Below are 16,963 nucleotides of genomic sequence, written 5' to 3'. Positions count from 1 at the left end.
AACCCGTTGCCAGTCGCCCGGCTTCGTAGCAATAAGTAGCGTTTGCTACGGAGGCTCGGTTTGAGCGAGACGCTTTACGACGACATCAAGCGCAAACTGCCCGATCTGCCCAAGGCCATGCGTCGCGTCGCATTGTACTTCGTCAGCAATCCGCTCGACGTCGTGGCGAAATCCGCGCACGATCTCGCCCTCATATTGGAAACGTCGGACGCCACCGTCGTGCGAACCGCGCAGGCGCTCGGCTTCGGCGGTCTCGCCGAACTCAAGCAGCTCCTGGCTGAATCGCTTAGTGCATCAACACCCAGCAAGGCCTTCAGCAAGGTGGTCGGCGAAACGCAAGCGGACATGCGCAAAGCGATCGAGAGATCGCTCGATATGCAAGCGAAAGCTCTTTTTCATCTGCGCGATGGCGAGGCGGGACGTACCATTGCTCCTGTCGCCCAGATATTGGGTGCCCGCCGCCGCATCGTCCTCTTCGGCCAGGGCCAAACTGCCCATATCGTCAGCTACATCGGCCACCTGATGCGACGCCATGGCCGTGAAGTCATGTTGCTGCGCGCCTCCGGCAAGGCTCTTGCCGACGAATTGCTTCAGCTCCACCCCGACGATGGTCTGTTGGTCCTCTCCTATGATCGCGTCTACGCGGAAGTTCGCGCAGCGGCCAATGAGGCCCTGCGTCTTGGCATACCGATTGTCCTGGTGACCGGTGATGCCCGAAACGAACTGGCACAGAAATGCGACCAGTTGGTCGTGCTACCACGCGGAGAGACTGGCGGCATGGCCACACACGGAACTACACTCGCATGGCTGGAGACGCTCGTCGTCGCTCTCGCTGTCGCGTCCAAGAAGGACACCTCTGAAGCCTTGGCACGCCTGGAGCGCATCAGGGGAGACTTGAACTAATCCGTTCCTAGCACCCAACATGCCCTAGCCGTCTTCAATCATCGTCGTCAGGCGCCGCGTTTGCGAGCGGTTACCTCGATCTCGACTTTGATCTCTTCGACGGGAAAGCCGCAGATGATTGTTGTGTTGGTGGGGCGCGGGTCTGAGAATGTTTCGCCGAGAACTTTCGAGACCGTCATGACGTCGTGCCGCTCTGCGACATAGACATTGAGGCGGACGATGTCGGCAAGGCTGGCGCCTGCCTGGGCGAGGGCGTTGGCGATGGTGCGAAGCGACTGGCGCGTCTGTTCTTCCGGATCGGGCGAGATCGAGCCGGTTGCATCGTGGCCGGCAGTGCCCGACACGAAAACCCATTCGCCATCGACGATCGCCCGGGAATAGCCCGCCAGCTTTTCGAATTTCGATCCAGAGGAAATTGCCCAGCGGTCGGTCGACATTTTCTAAACCTCAGTTTTCAGCGTGTGATCGTATGATCACGGAGTGTTTTGGTCTGTGAGAGTTCGCTCCGCGACCCGGAACGCAAATCGGCAAAAGTGAGTGGCTTATGGCGCGCTGGTCGTGCCGTCTTCGTCGGCGAGGATGTCGAGAAGCAGATCCTGCGAGGCGCGAATGTCGGCTTCGCAGGCGTGGCCCAGGGCATTCCAGTCGCTATTCTTGATGGCGTCGATCATGGCGGCATGCTGGTCGGTAAAGCCAGCGCGATGCTCGGTCTTGAGCAGTTCGCTCATCCTGTCGGAGAGAAAGCGAACATAGGGCCCCGAGCGGAGCCACAGGTTCTCGATCTGGCTCATCAGCACGACGCTGCCGGAGGCGCGGTAGATATGGAAATGGAAGGCGCGGTTTGCCGCCGTCATTTCGATGTTGTTTCCGGCGCTGGCGCTGGCCCGGTGATGATTGAGGATCTGCTCGAGGGCGACCACGTCGTCCGGCGTGAGCAGGGGGCCGGCGATGCGCGCGGTCGCGCCTTCAACGATCATGCGCGCAAGGGTAATATCGCGCAGCTCCGGCGCGGTAATGGCTGGAACATAGGCCGTGCCCGAGGCGGAAATGCTCAGGGCATTCTCCGAGGCAAGGCGCCGCAGCGCCTCACGGACCGGCATGTGCGAGGTATGAAATCGCTCCGAGAGGGAAGCGATCGTGAAGGATTTCCGGGCCTCGAACGCGCCCGACATCAAGGCATCGCGCAATTGCTCATAGACCAGGTCGTGTACAGTCTTTCGAGAGGAGACTGGTTTCAGCTCGCCGGTTGAGAATTTGCTTTCGAGCAATCGAATACCCTTCCCCATATGCTGCCGACCTTTTGTTCTTTGCTAGTATGAGCAACGGACACTAACCGCAACTCGGAAATGGCTCGCTCAAAGCGTCCTGACGAAAGCTGCCAAGCGATCGAGAGCCTGATCGATCTCTTCGAGCGACAATGCTCCAAAGCATAGCCGCAGGCGTCCTTCGCCGGCGGCTCCATAGAAGCTGCCGGCCTCGACGACGACGCCTGCTTCGTCCATCAGGCGTTCGGCCATATTCTGGGCCGTGAGGCCGAGCGCGGAAATGTCGGGGAAGGCGTAGATAGTGCCCTTCGGCCAGGGGCAGGTAACCCCCGAAATCTGGTTGAGGCGGGTGACGACGCGATCTCGCTTGGCGCGATCATCGGCGATCAGTTCGGCCAGCACGGCCGGGTTGCCGTTGAGCGCGGCGAGCGCACCTTCCTGAATGAAGGTATTCACATGGGTCACGTCATTGGCGGTGATCTTGAGTATCGCGCCGATAGCCGCCTTTGGAGCCGCCAGATAGCCGATGCGCCAACCATCCATGGCGTAGCTCTTGGTGAAGGCGAAAAGGGTCACCGTGCGCTCGGCCATGCCGGGCAGGGAGGCGATCGAAATGTGTCTCGCCTCGTCATAGACGATCTCTTCATAGACTTCGTCTGACACCACGATCAGGTCGTGGCGGATGGCGATGTCGGCCAGCGCCGTCAGTTCTTCGTTGCTATAGACGCGACCGGTTGGATTGCACGGGTTGATCAGGACGATCATCTTCGTCCGGTCCGTGATACTGGCCTCGATCGCAGCCAGATCGATGGCGTAGTCGTTCGCTGCGTCGAGCGGCACGGGCACGGGAACGCCGCCCGCCAGCTCGATCTTGCCGATGTGCTGGGGATAATAGGGTTCGAGTAGGATGACCTCGTCGCCCTCGTCAATGAAGGCCATGAGGGCGGCATAGGAGCCATGAGTCAGGCCATTGGTGACCACAACCTGGTCGGGCGTGACCTCCATGGCGTTCTGGCGCGCGAGCTTGGCCGCAATCGCCTCGCGCAGCGTCAGAATACCGGGCAGGTCCGAATAGTGGACCTTGCCGGCCTGGATCGCGGCAATGGTCGCGTCCTTGATATGCTGGGGCGTATCCGCAAAGGGCTTGCCCAGTTCCATATGGATCAGGTCATCGCGGCCGCTGGCGGCGGCGCGAGCATACATGCCGAAGGATTTCTTGGACGTGCCAGTGATGCGGCGGGCGAGTTGCTTCATACTATAAATCCTGACGGCATGCGTGGCCGGTATGCTGTTCGGTCATCGGGCCAGCTTGTCCTTTAGGCGGGCCTGAATGAGGGCTGCCGAAGCGACGATTGGCGTGAATTGGTGGAAGGGCAGGGGGCGGAGCGGCCGAACCGGGATAGGCAGATGCTCGAGGCTCTCGCCCAGGGCGGCACGGGCCAGAACGCGGCCGAGTTGTGCCGTCATGGCGATGCCGCGTCCATTGCAGCCGATGCCGCCAAACCACCCTTCGCCCAACTGGTAGAGCCGTGGCAGAAAATCTGGCGTCATCGCGGCAACGCCCGTCCAGACCACTTCCGGCGTCACCGCCTGTGGCAGATGGAGCTCTTCGCTGAGGCGCTCGGAAACGGTGCGGCCGAGCCGATCAAAGGCGCCAAACGGAATTGCCGCCATGCCGCCGCTGATCAGGCGATTGTCCCGATCGAGTCGATAAGTGAAGAGGTTTTGCCTCGTATCGCCGACGGGCCGGCCATCGGGGGCAATGCGTTTGACAGTGGTGGGATCAGCCGGCGTTGTCGCAATCTGATAGACCCGCAGTGGAACGGCCGAGCGCCCCATGGGTGAGGCAACGCCCGTGGTAAATGCATTGGTGCAGAGAAGGATTTTGGCGGCAGTGAGCGTCGCGCCCGAGCGTATGGTCAGGCGCCAGCCCGCTCCGTCCCGCGTGACCTTGTCGACGCATTGCCCCTCATGCACGGTGCCACCCCGGCGCCGGACGCCCTGCGCAAGTCCGCGCAGATAGTCGAGCGGGTGGATCGTGCCGCCTTCGTCGTCGAGCAGCGCACCGGCATAGATACCCATGCCGGTCTGTTCGCGGACCTGCTCGGCATCGAGAAACGAGACAGGTCGCCCAAGCTCGCGCCAAAGGGCGGCACGCGCCTTGAGCATTTCGGCGCTTGCTGCGCCATAGGCGGGATTGAGCCAGCCTGTCTGGCTGGCGTCGCAGGCGATGCCGTCTTCCTCGATAGTCCGGAACACGGCATTGGCGCCATCGCCGACCAGCCGGAGCAGCGCATTGCCACGCTCGGTTCCCAGTTTTGAGCGAACGGCGTTAGGGTCGGCCTTGGCGAAGTTGGGAACGACGAAACCGGCATTCATGCCGCTGGCGCCCGCGCCGATCTGGCCCGCTTCCAATACCGCGACGGAGCGATCGGCGATCAGCAGCTCGCGCGCGGCCGTCATACCGGTGAAGCCGCCGCCGATGATGGCGACGTCGACCGCCTGCGGAAGCACAGCGTCAGATTCCGCCGGCAGCCGCGCGGTGCGTGTCCAAAGAGTTTGCTGGGTTTGGCTGGTCATGGTCAGGTCCGAATACGCGGATCGAGCAGGATGTAGAGAAAATCCACGATCAGGTTGGCGATGACGATGAAGAAGCCGGCCAGCATGACGACGCCGATGATCACGGGCCGGTCCTGGGTCTGTACCGATTGGACGGCCAGCGAGCCGATACCCTGGAGGCCGAAGACCTGCTCGGTGACAAGCGCGCCGCCGAGAAGAGCGGCAATGTCGGCGCCCAACTGCGTCGTAAGGGGCGAGAAGATCGACCGCACGCCGTGCTTGTAGATGACCTTGCGCTCGGAGAGGCCCTTGGCCCGCGCCGTGCGGATATAGTCCTCGCCCAGCACTTCAAGCAGTTGCCCGCGTGTCAGTCGTGCGTAGATGGCGGCCGAGGTGAGCGCCAGCGTGAACCAGGGGAGCATCAGGTGCCAAGCCCAAAGGCCGGGATTGTCGAGGAACGGCCGATAGCCGCCGGGCGGGAACAGGGTGAATCCTGCCTGGCGCGGCACGAAGTAGAGAAAATACAGCGCCGCCATGCCCAGCACGAAGGATGGGAAGCTGACGCCGATGAGCACGAAACCCTGACCGATACGGTCGGCGAGGCTTCCGGGCCGCCGCGCTGACATAATGCCGATGGGAATGCCCATCAGAAGCCAGAGAACGACGGCGCCGACGCACAGCGAAATGGTCGCCGGCATGCGGTTCTTGATCAGCTCCAGCACGGGCTGCTGGTTGCGATAGGAATAGCCGAGGTCGCCGCTAACGCTGCGGCCGACGAAACTGACATACTGCTCGATGATCGGGCGGTCGAGGCCGAGGTTCTCCCGCACCATGGCAACTTGGGCTTCGGTGGCGCGCTCACCGGCGACGATGCGTGCCGGATCGCCCGGCGCGACGAAGAAGAGGGTGAAGACGAAGCCGCTGAGCATGACGAGGACAAGCGCAGCAAAGCCAACGCGGCTGGCGATAAAGGAGATCATGACGCGGTCCCCACGGACTTCTTTTTCTTCTTCTGAACCTTGTGCCGCATGCTGGCGGGGTCGAGCGCGTCGCGCAGGGCATCGCCCAGAATGTTGAACGACAGCGTGGTGAAGAGCAGCGCCAGGCCGGGGAAAAGCACCAGCCACCAGGCGAACATGTAGATGGAGTTGTTGGCGGCCTCCGCCAGCATGCCGCCCCAGCTTGGTGCCGGGGGGATGATGCCGAGGCCAAGGAAGGAGAGCGTTGCTTCGAAGATGATTGAGGTGGGCACCATCATGGTGGTGTAGATGATGATCGGCGCGCCGAGATTGGGCAGGATATCGGTGAACATGATCGACAGATGCCCCGCGCCCATCGAACGTGATGCGAGCACGAATTCGCGCTCTTTGAGGGACAAGACCTGTCCGCGGATGACGCGGCCCATCGTGGTCCAGGAAAAGAACACGATGACGGTGAGGCTCAGGGCGACGCTCGGCCCAAACACGGCCACCAGCGAGAGCATGCAGAGCAGCACGGGGATGCTCATGACCAGATCCATGAGGCGCCCCAGCACCACATCGACCCAGCCGCCGAAGTAGCCTGCCACCAGTCCGACGGTCACGCCGATGATGGCGGCCAGGAGCGAGGCAACGACACCTATGGCCAGCGAGATACGCGCGCCATGGGCGAGCCGGACAAGCACGTCACGTCCTAGTTGATCGGTGCCGAACAGAAATTCTCCGCTGGGCGGGACGGGCAGGCCCGTGGGGGTAAGGCCGGTGTCGAGGAATTGGGCAGTGGCCGAATGACCGGTCAGCGCCGCGATCCCGTCAGCGCCAACGGCTGCGCCCACAAGCGCGATGATGAAGAGCATCGACACCATCCCGGCACGATCCGACAGGAGCCGGCGCATGGTCAGTTCCAGCGAACTGCGCTGCTTGATTTCGGAGCTCATGATGCTGCTCCCGGCGAGGCGGGTGTTGCGAACCCTCCGCCACTCTTTCGGTAATTGGGATCGGCTGCGGCCAGCAGTTCGCGCGTATAGGGGTGTTGCGGCTGGTGGTAGAGGGTCTCGGTGTCCCCGCGCTCGACCACCTGGCCGGCTTTCATCACGATGATCTCGGAGCTGACGTGCCTGACGACGGCCAGATCGTGGGAAATGAACAGATAGGACAGCCCTAGCTCGCGTTGCAGCCGGCCGATCAGGTTGAGAATTTGCGCCTGGATGGACACGTCGAGGGCTGAGACCGGTTCGTCGAAAATGATGATGGAGGGATTGAGCGCGAGGGCGCGGGCAATGCCGATGCGCTGCCGCTGGCCGCCGGAAAATTCCGAGGGGAAGCGATTGTAGTGCTCGGGATTGAGCCCGACGATCTCCATGAGGTCGCGCACCTTGTTCTTGCGCTCGGCGCCGTGAGCAACGTTCTGGATGCGGAAGGGATCGCCGATGATCGATCCGACGCGGCGCCGCGGATTGAGCGACCCGAACGGGTCCTGGAACACCATCTGCACCCGCTTGCGCATCTCGATCCAGTCGCGTCGATCAAGGCCAATAACGCTTTGGCCTTCGATGGTGACGTCGCCCGATGTGGGCGGCAGGAGGCCTGCGATGATGCGCGCCAGGGTCGACTTGCCGCAGCCGCTCTCTCCCACGATGCCCAGCGTCTTGCCGCGGGGCAATTCCAGGCTGACGCCCTTGAGAACTTCGAGATTGACGGTCTTGCCGAACAGCGATCGGCCGCCATAGGTCAGGCGAACGTCGGAGACGCTGACGACAATGTCAGAGTTCTGCTCGACGGCCTTTGGCTCCTCCGGCGCGGCAGGCAGGGCAGCGGCGGTGTTCGCCGCCTTCTCCTCGAGCCAGCAAAGCGAGCGCGTGCCATCGACAAAATCACGCAGCGGCGGGCGTTCCTTGCGGCAGATGTCCATGACAGCCGCGCAGCGCGGCGCGAAGGCGCAGGCCTTCTGCTCGATCAGCAGGCTGGGCGGCTGGCCGGGAATGGAGGGTAGGGCGCCGCGGGTTTCATGGCTGGGCGAGGAACGCAGCAGCCCCAAAGTATAAGGGTGGGCGGGGGTCGTGAGCACCGCCTCTCCGGGCCCCATTTCCATGCGATTGCCGGCATACATGACCATGGCGTGATCGGCGATGGATGAGAGCAGTTCGAGATCGTGCGTGACCATGATGATGGCCGTGCCCAGTTCAAGCCGCATCTCATTGAGCAGATTGATGATCTGGGCCTGCACCGTCACGTCGAGCGCGGTAGTCGGTTCGTCGGCGATCAGCAGGGCCGGGCGAAGCACGATGGCCATCGCGATCATGACGCGCTGGCGCATGCCGCCCGAGAATTGGTGTGGGTAATCGTGGACGCGTTTTTCGGGGTCGTGAATGCCGACGCGTCCGAGAATTTCGATCGCTTCCTTCAGCGCCTCGGCCTTGCCGACCTTGCGGTGCGTATGGATGGCCTCGGTGATCTGGGCGCCGATCGTGTAGAATGGGTGCAGGCTCGAGAGCGGATCCTGCGAGATCATGGCGATGCGATTGCCGCGCAATCGTTGCAGTTCCCTGGCGGAAAGCGTCAGCAGGTTGCGACCTTCGAAGAGGATTTCGCCCGAGACGATGGCGCCCGGCAGCAACCCCATGATGGCCTGGGACAACACGCTCTTGCCCGATCCCGATTCCCCGGCAATGCCGAAGAGTTCCCCGGCCTCCACATCGAACGAAACGTCGCGGGCGGCGTGCACATGCCCATCCCCGGTCGGGATGTCGATGTTCAGGTTGCGAACGGAAAGAACGGTCATAAGTGGATGGGTCGCCAAGGAGCCGAATTCAGGAGGCCGGCAATCTGGATGCCGGCCTCCATGTGACTTGCGTGCTGGTCGCGACTAGCGGCTCAGCCAGACATTGGTCCAGTCGCCATTGCCGCCTGCTGCATAGGGCAGGAAGTTCTGGACGCCGGCACCGTGATAGAGAACGGTGGTCTGGGAGATCAGCGGCACGGTCGGAGGATCGGCCATGACGATTTCGTCGACCTCGTTCCAGAGCTTTGCTGCCTCGGCTAGGTCAGACGTTGCCAGTGCCTTCGCGCCGACTTCGTTAGCCGCCTCATTGTTATAGTCCGAGAAGTTGAACGTCCCGTGGGTGCCGTCATAGGTGTATTGTGGCTGGAAGATCGAACGGGCAGCGCCGCCCGGCCAATCCGGCGACCAGCCTGAGGGAACCAGGTCCCAGACACCATTCAACGCATTGTCGAAATTGGTGATCAGGCGCGGGTAGAAGTCGGATGGCGGCGTCGGCACCAGCTCGATCTTGAAACCGGCTTCTTCAAGGCTGGCCTGCAGCACCTGAGCTTCGGCAGCGCCGTTGCCGGCATTGCGGAACGGCATCTTCAGCGACAGCCCATCGGGATAACCGGCTTCAGCCAGAAGTTCGCGGGCCTTTGCCACATCGCCCTGGCTATCGGGGGTCGGGTAGGGCGCGAAGTCGTGGTGACCCAGAATGCCGAGCGGGAAGATCCCGTTGAGCGGGGTCGCGAATTCCGGCCCACCAAGCTGCTGCACGATAGCGGCTTTGTTGACGGCATAGTTCAGGGCCTGGCGCACCCGCGGATTGCGAAGGGCCCCGTCATTGTTTTCCGAAACGGTGTTGATCCAGATCATGCGCGAGGCACCCTCGGCCAGCGTCGAGATCTTGTCGTCGCCCTGCATGGTCAGCATCTGCACCGTGACCGGCGGGACGTTGATGTCATAGAGCATATCGCCGTCGCCGGACTGCAACTGCTGCATCGCGGCATCAGGCTGCACGCCGGCAATCACTTCGATCTTGTCGACATAGGCCTTGCGCAACGGATCGCTCTCGGCCTGCCATGCGGGGTTGCGGGTCAGGGTGACCTGTGTGTCCGGCACATAGGCTTCGATCGTGTAGGGGCCGTTCGAAATATAGTTCTCACGATATTCCGGGCTGTCGGGCAGGTAGTCGAGCACTTCCACCGGAGCGGGCGTCGTGACCGGCAGTGTCAGCAGATAGATAAAGTCATTGGCCGCGTACTTGAGACGGAAAACGACAGTATTGTCCGATGGCGTCTCGATGCCGGCAACGTCGCCAGCCTCGATATAGGCCTTCATGGCTTCGGCCGTCGGTTCCACGCCCGCAAAACCGGCGCAGAAATCGGCAAAGCCGACGATCAGGTCTTCAAAGTAGGATACGGCCGGTGCGGGAATGAAGGGATTGCAGAGGCGCATGAAGCCGCGCTCAACATCGCCCGCAACGATCTGGCGCGGGCCATCCGGAGCATCCCAATTGGCGCCCTGGCGTAGCTTGAACGTATAGGTCAGGCCTTCGTCGGTGGGCACGGGAACGCTGTCGGCCAGATCGGCCTGCGGCGCGATCTGCTCATCAGTGTCGGTAGAAGCGGCGAAATTGATCAGCTGCCGCGTTGTAGCGCGAAAGAAGCTGCCGGTGTCGGCGGTCGCAGGCGGCACCGTGTCGAACCGGTCGACTTCGGCCGTGCCCAGGACACGCAGCGTGCCACCGGTTTGGGCCTCCTGCGCAAAAGCGCCTGCAGAACTCATCAAGGCGAGCGTCAGCCCGGCCAAGGCCATCCTGGCAGATGTCCGATGTGTCATTTTTTCCCTTTCTGCCAATGCGGCAGTTCCCATCACCCTCGACGATTCCCCGGCAATGCTTCCCCTAAAGCCCGAAAATCGCTGTCTGAGCATTTGATCAAACGCCGGGATACTAGAAGGCGGTTTGGGACGATGTCAACGACCCCAAATGTGAAAACAGTCGGAGAAGTGCCGGTAGAACCTCAGAATTGCAGACTTGTGATTTTTTGATCAAACGGCTTTACAGCCATCGTCGATGCCGACACATTAGCGCCCGAACACTGGCTGGTCGCAGCCGGTATGCACGTGCTCGGCCGGAGGAAAAATACATGGCAGCCATCGCTTTCACCAATGCTACGCTCTTTGACGGGCGCAGCGACGAGGCCATTCCGGGCATGAACGTTCTGGTCGTCGATGGTCGTATCGAGGCCGTCACCGACCAGTCGATTTCGGGCAAGGGTGTCACCGAGTATGATGTCGGCGGACGCACTTTGATGCCGGGTCTCATCGATGCCCATGCTCATGTGTTTGCCATCAACCTTGTTGCCGAGCACGACCGCAATATTCCGCTGACCGAAATGACGGCCCGCGCCGTTCCGCGCATTCGCAAGATGCTCGATCGCGGCTTCACCAGCGTGCGCGACGTTGCTGGCGGCGATGTCGGCATCCGCAACGCCATTGCCCAGGGTTATATCCCGGGTCCGCGGCTTTTCGTCGGCGGTCCCGCACTGAGCCAGATCGGCGGGCACGGCGACCACCGCAGCACGACAGACGAAAGCCTCGATATCGACCTCAATTCGAGCGCCTTCTATTTCACCTGCCGCATTGTCGAGGGTACCGAAAACCTCCGCAGCGTCGTTCGCAACGAGCTGCGCAAGGGCGCGGACCATATCAAGGTGCTCGCCTCTGGCGGCGTGGGGTCGCCCAACGACGCCATCGACGTTCCGCAGTACAGCGAAGAGGAAATCCGCACCGTTGTGCGGGAGGCAGCCGTGCGCGGCAAATATGTCTGCGCCCACGCCTATGAAAGCGCCGCCATCGCCCACTCGATCCGCGCCGGCGTGCGCACCATCGAGCACGGCAACCTGATCAATGCCGAAACCGCTGCCATGGTCGCTGCTGCCGACGCCTTCGTCGTGCCGACCCTGGTCGCCTACGAAGTCACCGCCCAGCATGGCGAACGTCTGGGCCTCTCGCCCTACGTCATGCAGAAGCTCAACATGGTCAACGATGCCGGCATCGTCATGCTGGGCCTTTGTGAAGATGCCGGCGTAAAGCTCGGCTTCGGAACCGATCTCATGGGCGACATGGAATTCGCCCAGTTGCAGGAGCTGACCATCCGTGCCCGCGTGCAGCGGCCGGTGGACGTGCTCAGGTCGGCAACCTCCATCAATGCCGAGATCGTACAGCGCTCCGGTGACCTTGGCGTCATCGCAGCGGGCGCCATTGCCGATATTCTCATTGTCGACGGCAACCCGCTCAAGGATATCTCGGTGCTCACCGAGCCAGAAAAGAACCTGCGCCTGATCATGAAGGACGGCGAAATCTACAAGACCGATCTCAGCCCCAAGTCGGCCTGAGCTTCCACTCCGTCCAATTCCTCGAGAAATGCCATGACCATCGAGCCTTCTGCCAAGCCGTTGACCTTCGAAACGCTCTATAGCGAGCCCAGCATTATCGGCACGCTGCCGACCGCTGCGTCGTGGTCGGCAGATGGCAGAAGCCTGGCCTTTCTCTGGAATGACGCCGGCCATACTTTTCGCGATATCTGGATCTGGGAACGCGAAACGAAAACCCGGCGGCGCCTCACTCAACTCGGTACCGGTCGCACCAGTGGCGAGCCCGTCGGGATTTCGGAACTGGCCTGGCTAAGCGAAGGTCGCGTGGCGTTCGTTCTCCAGGGGCAGCTTTATCTCGCCCTCGGCGATGGCACGGTCCAACCGCTCGCCATCGGCACGCAGGGTGTCAGCTCCATTGCGGCAGCTTCGGAGGGCACTGCGTTGGCTTTTCTGTCGGGCAACGCACTCATGATCGTCGCTGCGGACGTCGCGGCCCAACCCAAGACCTTGGTGGCGGGGTCCACCTTCGTCGGCGTCGAATCCTTCCAGTGCTCACCCAATGGAAATCTCGTCTTCGTCGAAGCCGATGATACCAATACCCGCAAAATCGAGATTGCCTACGACTCCCGCGGCGAGGCGCGCAAGGACCGCTTCGTGCGTTCTTTCCCCGGCGACCTGCTCACGCGCCGGCGCGTCGGCCTCGTCAAGCCCGAGGGTGGCGAAGTCACCTGGTTCGATCGCCCCGACGCCGAAGATGCAATCTGGGGCTATGGCCTCTCCAAGGATGGCAAGTCGCTCTTCATCAGCAGCAGCGACCTGTCGATAAAGAACCACACCATCTTCATGTTCGACACCCGCAGCGGCGTCCGCAATGTCTTTTATGCGGCAAATGACCCTGTAAAAATCCGGCCCGACTGGCAGGTATCCTTCGCGCCCGACGACAAGGGCCTGATCGTCCTGACCGATCGCGACGGCTACAATCATCTCCATCGTCTGCCCGAACAGGGCGCAGCACTCGAGCCGATTACATCGGGGTCCTGGGAGATCGCGGAGTTCGTCCTCGATGCCTCCAATGGCAAGATCTACCTCATCGCCAACGAGGCGCACCCGGCCGAGCGTCACGTATACTCGGTGGCATTGACCGGTGGCGCCGTAACGCGCCTGACCGGCCCCGCCGGTATTCACGTCCCGACCTATGCCCCCGACTTCAGCGCCTTCGCCGATCTCTTCAGCGACGACATGACGCCGCCAGAACTATTGGTGCAGCCCATCGGGGGTACGAGCAAGCCGGCAGAGGTGACGCATTCGCCATTGCCCGCCTTTGCTGAAAGGCGCTGGGCCGAAGTGCGTTATGTCTCATTCAAAAGCCATGTCGATGGCGCCGAGCTTATGGCGCGTGTCATGCTGCCTCCAGATTTCAAACCCGATGGCACCCATCCAATGGTGGTTGGGTCGGTCTATTCCGATGGTCTCCTCAACCAATGGGGCGGCCGTGCGGCGCATCCGAGCTGGGGCATCGACCAGTATCTCGCCTCGCGCGGTTTCGTCGTCGTCAGTCCCGAAATTCGCGGCAGCTTCGGTCGCGGACGCGAGTGGAACCGCGTCATGCTCAACAGCTATGGCACTCAGGATATCGAAGATATCGCCAACTGCGTCACCACGCTGACCGGCCTCGGCTATGCTGATCCCAAGCGCGTCGGCCTCTGGGGCTCCAGCTATGGTGGCCTGATGACGCTGATGTCCTTGTTCAAAAAACCGGGCTTCTACGCCGCCGGCTTCGCGGGGGCTCCGGCGACCAATGTCTGGCACGCCTATCCCGAACAGGGCTGGATCATGGGTCTCACCGAAGGTGAGGACTATATCGAGCGCTACCATGCGCAATCGGCGCTGTTTCACAGCGCGGGCCTTGAGGACGCATTGACCATCATCCACGGCACCAAGGACGAGGTTGTACTCTATGCCGACACGATGGCGCTCGTTGAAAAGATGATCGGGCAGGGCAAGACCTTTGAATTGGTCACGCTGCCAGGAACAGGCCACGCTTGGGCCAAGCAGAGCCGCACGCTCACCCGTTTCGCCTATGGCAAACTTGCTGCCTTCTTCGAGCGACACCTCAAGAACTCGCCAGAAGTCTCATCAGCAACTGAATAACAAGCAAGCGTGGCCCTGAGAGGTCACGCTCGCTCCTTGCCGGTCGGGGCCATTTCAGATGATGAAATCGGCCTGCGTCACGGTCTGTACATTGCCGACCCCGAAAAGTTGGATCGACTGGTCGAGGTCCGCATCGATCACGATCTGCACGTGGGCGCCGATGTCGTAGATCTTCACCCTCGCGGCAAACTCCTCGGGAGTGATCCCGAGATCGGAGATGTCGATCATATCCTGCCCGCCGGCGGGGTTGGCATCGAAATCGTAGATCGTGTCCCGGCCGAAGTCAGGCGCAAATACGAAGAGGTCGTCTCCTTCGCCGCCATGGAGCGCGTCCCGGCCCTGGCCGCCCGAAAGCGTGTCGGCACCAGCGTTGCCGTACAGCCGATCATTCCCGGCCCGGCCATGTATCTGGTCATCGCCGCCGCCAGCTTCCAGGCTGTCGTTGCCGACGCCGCCATCGAGGTGATCGGCGCCACCGTTGCCGCGCAGCCTGTCGTCGCCGGCTGCGCCAAGGATGACATCGTCAGTGCTGGTGCCCACGATGCGATCGCTGCGGCTCGTGCCGAGGATCGAGTTCGATTGTGGCGTCACTTCAAACTGGCTGACGATGGCCGGGCTGCGTTCGAGGATCGCTGCCGGATCAGCTGCCAGATCCACCGGTGTGTAACCCGGCATGCCCCAGGTGGTCACCGTCAGCTTGCCCGCAGCTCCATCGATGCTGAAGTCCGACCAGCCGAAATCATGACTGACGAAGTAGGCACCCTGCAGCAGGGTGGCATTGATCTTGCCGGCCGCGGCGGTAAGGTTGTTATCGAGCCCAAGCGGGTCGTAGCCAAATCCTGCCAGCACGGTATCGAGGACGAACTCGTTGAAGTCGTCCTTGTCGTTGAGGACGCTGTCGGCGTCAGGCGCATTGGGAAGGCTCTCGTAGTAAGCCAGCTCCGCCGGGGAGATCAGTCCCAGAGCCGCAGCGGTTGGCGCCACCAGCGGCCCGATCAGATCGCCTCCCACCGATGGCACCACCACCTCGAAGGCACTGCTTGCAATCTGTGGCCCGCCTGCGAACGCCTGGTAGGTGAGGTTGTTGACGGAATACCAATGGGTGTCGCCGCTTACGAACACCACGTTCTCTATGTGGTTGTCATCGATGAAGGCGAGGAGGGCAGTACGTTCGGCCGCATAGCCTGCATATCGATCCCCGGCGTCCACAAGAGGCCCGTAGTTCTGGATCGGTTCGGGCAACATCACGAACTTCCACACAACGCCTTGATCGCGCGCATCGAGCAGGTCCTGTTTCAGCTTCTCGAACTGGACCTCGCCGAGCATGGTTCGACCAGCCTCGAAAGCATTGGCGAGAAATGGGGCCACCTCGGATGGATCGAGCGGATTGAGGGGCGAGGCTACCTCTGCGTCGCGAAACGAACGCGCGTCCAACATGAAGACCGCGGCGTCCGAGCCATAGGTCTGGTAGCGGTACAAGTCCGGGGCACCATCAAAACGGTCGTCGCCCGTATGGTGATAGCTGCGGTTCTCTATCGCATTGTAGTTCTGAAACGCCCGCATGGCGTTCCCGTAAAGCGGCGTCTCGTTGATGAAGTCGCCGCCTTGACCCGAAAAACGCGGATCGGAGGCGGGGCTCGCGCCACCCGCCCAGTTGTTTACCAGTTCCGCATCGTCGGGCATGGAGAGGATCGGCGTATTGGCCTGCAGGTCAGCGAGGAAATTGAAGCCGAATTTCTCGCTGTAGATGGCTTCATGTTCCGCGCGGAACTCGGCAAGCGTCGCCGCGCCGGGAGGTGGTTGGTCGGCGAAGACCTGATCGCCCAGCTTGACCAGCAGGTCGAGGTCGGCTGCGGGCGCATTCCTGATGGCGACGAACGGCGCGAAATCGGCGCCGTGCATGTCGCTGACGACACCAAAGTGAAAGCCGTCCGAGGTGCCGGTTGCGGCGGCCGTACGGAAACTGCCGCCAATGACATCGCCGGACGCGTCGATGAAGCGATAATAGTAATCGGTGCCAGCCTTGAGGTGATCGACCTCGATCTTCACCGGCACGGCGCTATCGTTCACCTGAACCCTTTGCGTCTCGATTACCTTGTTAAAGAGCGGGTCTATCGCGACCTGCAGGCGAAGGCGCCCCACATCGGCTGCCCTGGTCCAGAGCAGCGCCGAGTGCTGCGTGACGTCACCTGCGGAAACCCCGTTGGGAAAGTCTGCCGTAAAGGAAGCGGTCATGTCAGTCGTCCTCCGGTTGAAGCGGAGCCGGCTGTCTTCAACCCATTGCGCAAACGGCGCTGGGCTTGCCGGCGTGCGTAGGCATGATGGTTCTGGCTTGGGCGCAAAGGCTATCGGCGGCCGATGGGTGCGCGGGGTGGTTCCGGCAGGCAAGGCCAGTCAATCAGCCTGAAAACGCCAGGTCGTTCACAACTCACGAATACTGCCAGCCCCATGGGCGACTTGTGCGGAGCTGGTGCGATGGAGGCACTCAGGATGCAGCCGGTTCGTGCCGGTGACAAGGCAATTGGTTGATCCGTCAATTTGCGCCAACCTTGCCGCGGGACACGAGGGCCCTCCCGTCGATTGAAGATTCGACGAAGTCGAGGGCCCACGGTGTCCGCAGAGAGGCCGGCCTTCAATCAGGCAAGCGTCGCGGAATGGTGCGAAACCTTTGGAGTGACGCGATTTCGTCCCCAGAGCGACCAGGACCAGCTACTGCGCTGGACGACAGGCTCCTCAAGTGGGCCTTGGTCCTTGATGACGTGACCGCCAACACGTTTGTAGCCGATGTCCTGGAGCATATGGTCACTGAGATCGTCGAGTTCGCCGCTGCCGCTCGAGAAGTGCAGATCGCCGACGAGGCCGTAATCTAGAAGCATAGGGTAGTTCATGATACCCTCTCCATTTGGAAGCGCCAACCTCTGGGCGACCAGCGGTGTTGCCGGATCACTGGTTGGCGGTCTCTAG

General features: G+C 61.9%; 13 protein-coding genes. 3 read left to right on the top strand and 10 right to left on the bottom strand.

What is annotated here, in order from left to right:
* Positions 1-60: 60 nt before the first annotated feature.
* Positions 61-903, top strand: coding sequence for a MurR/RpiR family transcriptional regulator (locus ABW043_RS18245; RefSeq protein ID WP_353922622.1), 843 nt, complete (start codon positions 61-63; stop codon positions 901-903).
* A gap of 47 nt (positions 904-950) precedes the next feature.
* Here the strand turns inward: ABW043_RS18245 and ABW043_RS18240 are convergent, their stop codons facing one another.
* From ABW043_RS18240 to ABW043_RS18205, 8 genes are all read right to left on the bottom strand, one after another.
* A complete protein-coding gene (locus ABW043_RS18240) occupies positions 951-1,340 on the bottom strand; it encodes a RidA family protein (protein ID WP_353922621.1) in 390 nt (129 codons plus the stop codon).
* 105 nt (positions 1,341-1,445) lie between these two features.
* A complete protein-coding gene (locus ABW043_RS18235; protein ID WP_353922620.1) occupies positions 1,446-2,171 on the bottom strand; it encodes a GntR family transcriptional regulator in 726 nt (241 codons plus the stop codon).
* A gap of 87 nt (positions 2,172-2,258) precedes the next feature.
* Positions 2,259-3,422 (bottom strand): pyridoxal phosphate-dependent aminotransferase, encoded by a 1,164-nt coding sequence (locus ABW043_RS18230; RefSeq protein ID WP_353922619.1) that lies wholly within the window; start codon positions 3,420-3,422, stop codon positions 2,259-2,261.
* Between the two features lie 42 nt (positions 3,423-3,464).
* Positions 3,465-4,748 (bottom strand): NAD(P)/FAD-dependent oxidoreductase, encoded by a 1,284-nt coding sequence (locus ABW043_RS18225; protein WP_353922618.1) that lies wholly within the window; start codon positions 4,746-4,748, stop codon positions 3,465-3,467.
* A 2-nt stretch (positions 4,749-4,750) separates the two neighbouring features.
* A complete protein-coding gene (locus ABW043_RS18220) occupies positions 4,751-5,707 on the bottom strand; it encodes an ABC transporter permease (protein WP_353922617.1) in 957 nt (318 codons plus the stop codon).
* Positions 5,704-6,642 carry an ABC transporter permease gene (locus tag ABW043_RS18215; protein ID WP_353922616.1) on the bottom strand — a complete coding sequence of 313 codons (939 nt, stop codon included), beginning with the start codon at positions 6,640-6,642 and terminating at the stop codon, positions 5,704-5,706. Before ABW043_RS18215 ends, ABW043_RS18220 begins: the two co-directional genes overlap by 4 nt.
* Positions 6,639-8,486: an ABC transporter ATP-binding protein gene (locus ABW043_RS18210; protein ID WP_353922615.1), complete on the bottom strand. Its 1,848-nt coding sequence runs from the start codon at positions 8,484-8,486 to the stop codon at positions 6,639-6,641. The genes ABW043_RS18215 and ABW043_RS18210 overlap by 4 nt, the downstream gene beginning before the upstream one ends.
* A gap of 84 nt (positions 8,487-8,570) precedes the next feature.
* Complete coding sequence (locus ABW043_RS18205; protein ID WP_353922614.1) at positions 8,571-10,310, bottom strand: ABC transporter substrate-binding protein; 1,740 nt, start codon at positions 10,308-10,310, stop codon at positions 8,571-8,573.
* Positions 10,311-10,618: 308 nt separating this feature from the next.
* Here ABW043_RS18205 and ABW043_RS18200 point away from each other — a divergent pair, with 308 nt between their 5' ends.
* Both ABW043_RS18200 and ABW043_RS18195 read left to right on the top strand, forming a co-directional pair.
* Positions 10,619-11,869, top strand: a complete 1,251-nt coding sequence (locus ABW043_RS18200) for a metal-dependent hydrolase family protein (RefSeq protein WP_353922613.1) — start codon at positions 10,619-10,621, stop codon at positions 11,867-11,869.
* 33 nt (positions 11,870-11,902) lie between these two features.
* Complete coding sequence (locus ABW043_RS18195; RefSeq protein ID WP_353922612.1) at positions 11,903-13,999, top strand: S9 family peptidase; 2,097 nt, start codon at positions 11,903-11,905, stop codon at positions 13,997-13,999.
* A gap of 54 nt (positions 14,000-14,053) precedes the next feature.
* On the opposite strand, the gene ABW043_RS18190 is transcribed toward ABW043_RS18195, so the two are convergent.
* On the bottom strand, positions 14,054-16,234 hold the full coding sequence (locus tag ABW043_RS18190; RefSeq protein ID WP_353922611.1) for an alkaline phosphatase D family protein: 2,181 nt from the start codon (positions 16,232-16,234) through the stop codon (positions 14,054-14,056).
* A gap of 401 nt (positions 16,235-16,635) precedes the next feature.
* Positions 16,636-16,887, bottom strand: coding sequence for a hypothetical protein (locus tag ABW043_RS18185; RefSeq protein WP_353922610.1), 252 nt, complete (start codon positions 16,885-16,887; stop codon positions 16,636-16,638).
* Positions 16,888-16,963: the final 76 nt, after the last annotated feature.

The organism is Devosia sp. (genome assembly GCF_040509215.1).
Taxonomy (GTDB): domain Bacteria; phylum Pseudomonadota; class Alphaproteobacteria; order Rhizobiales; family Devosiaceae; genus Devosia.
This window is presented reverse-complemented; position numbering and strand designations above follow the sequence as displayed.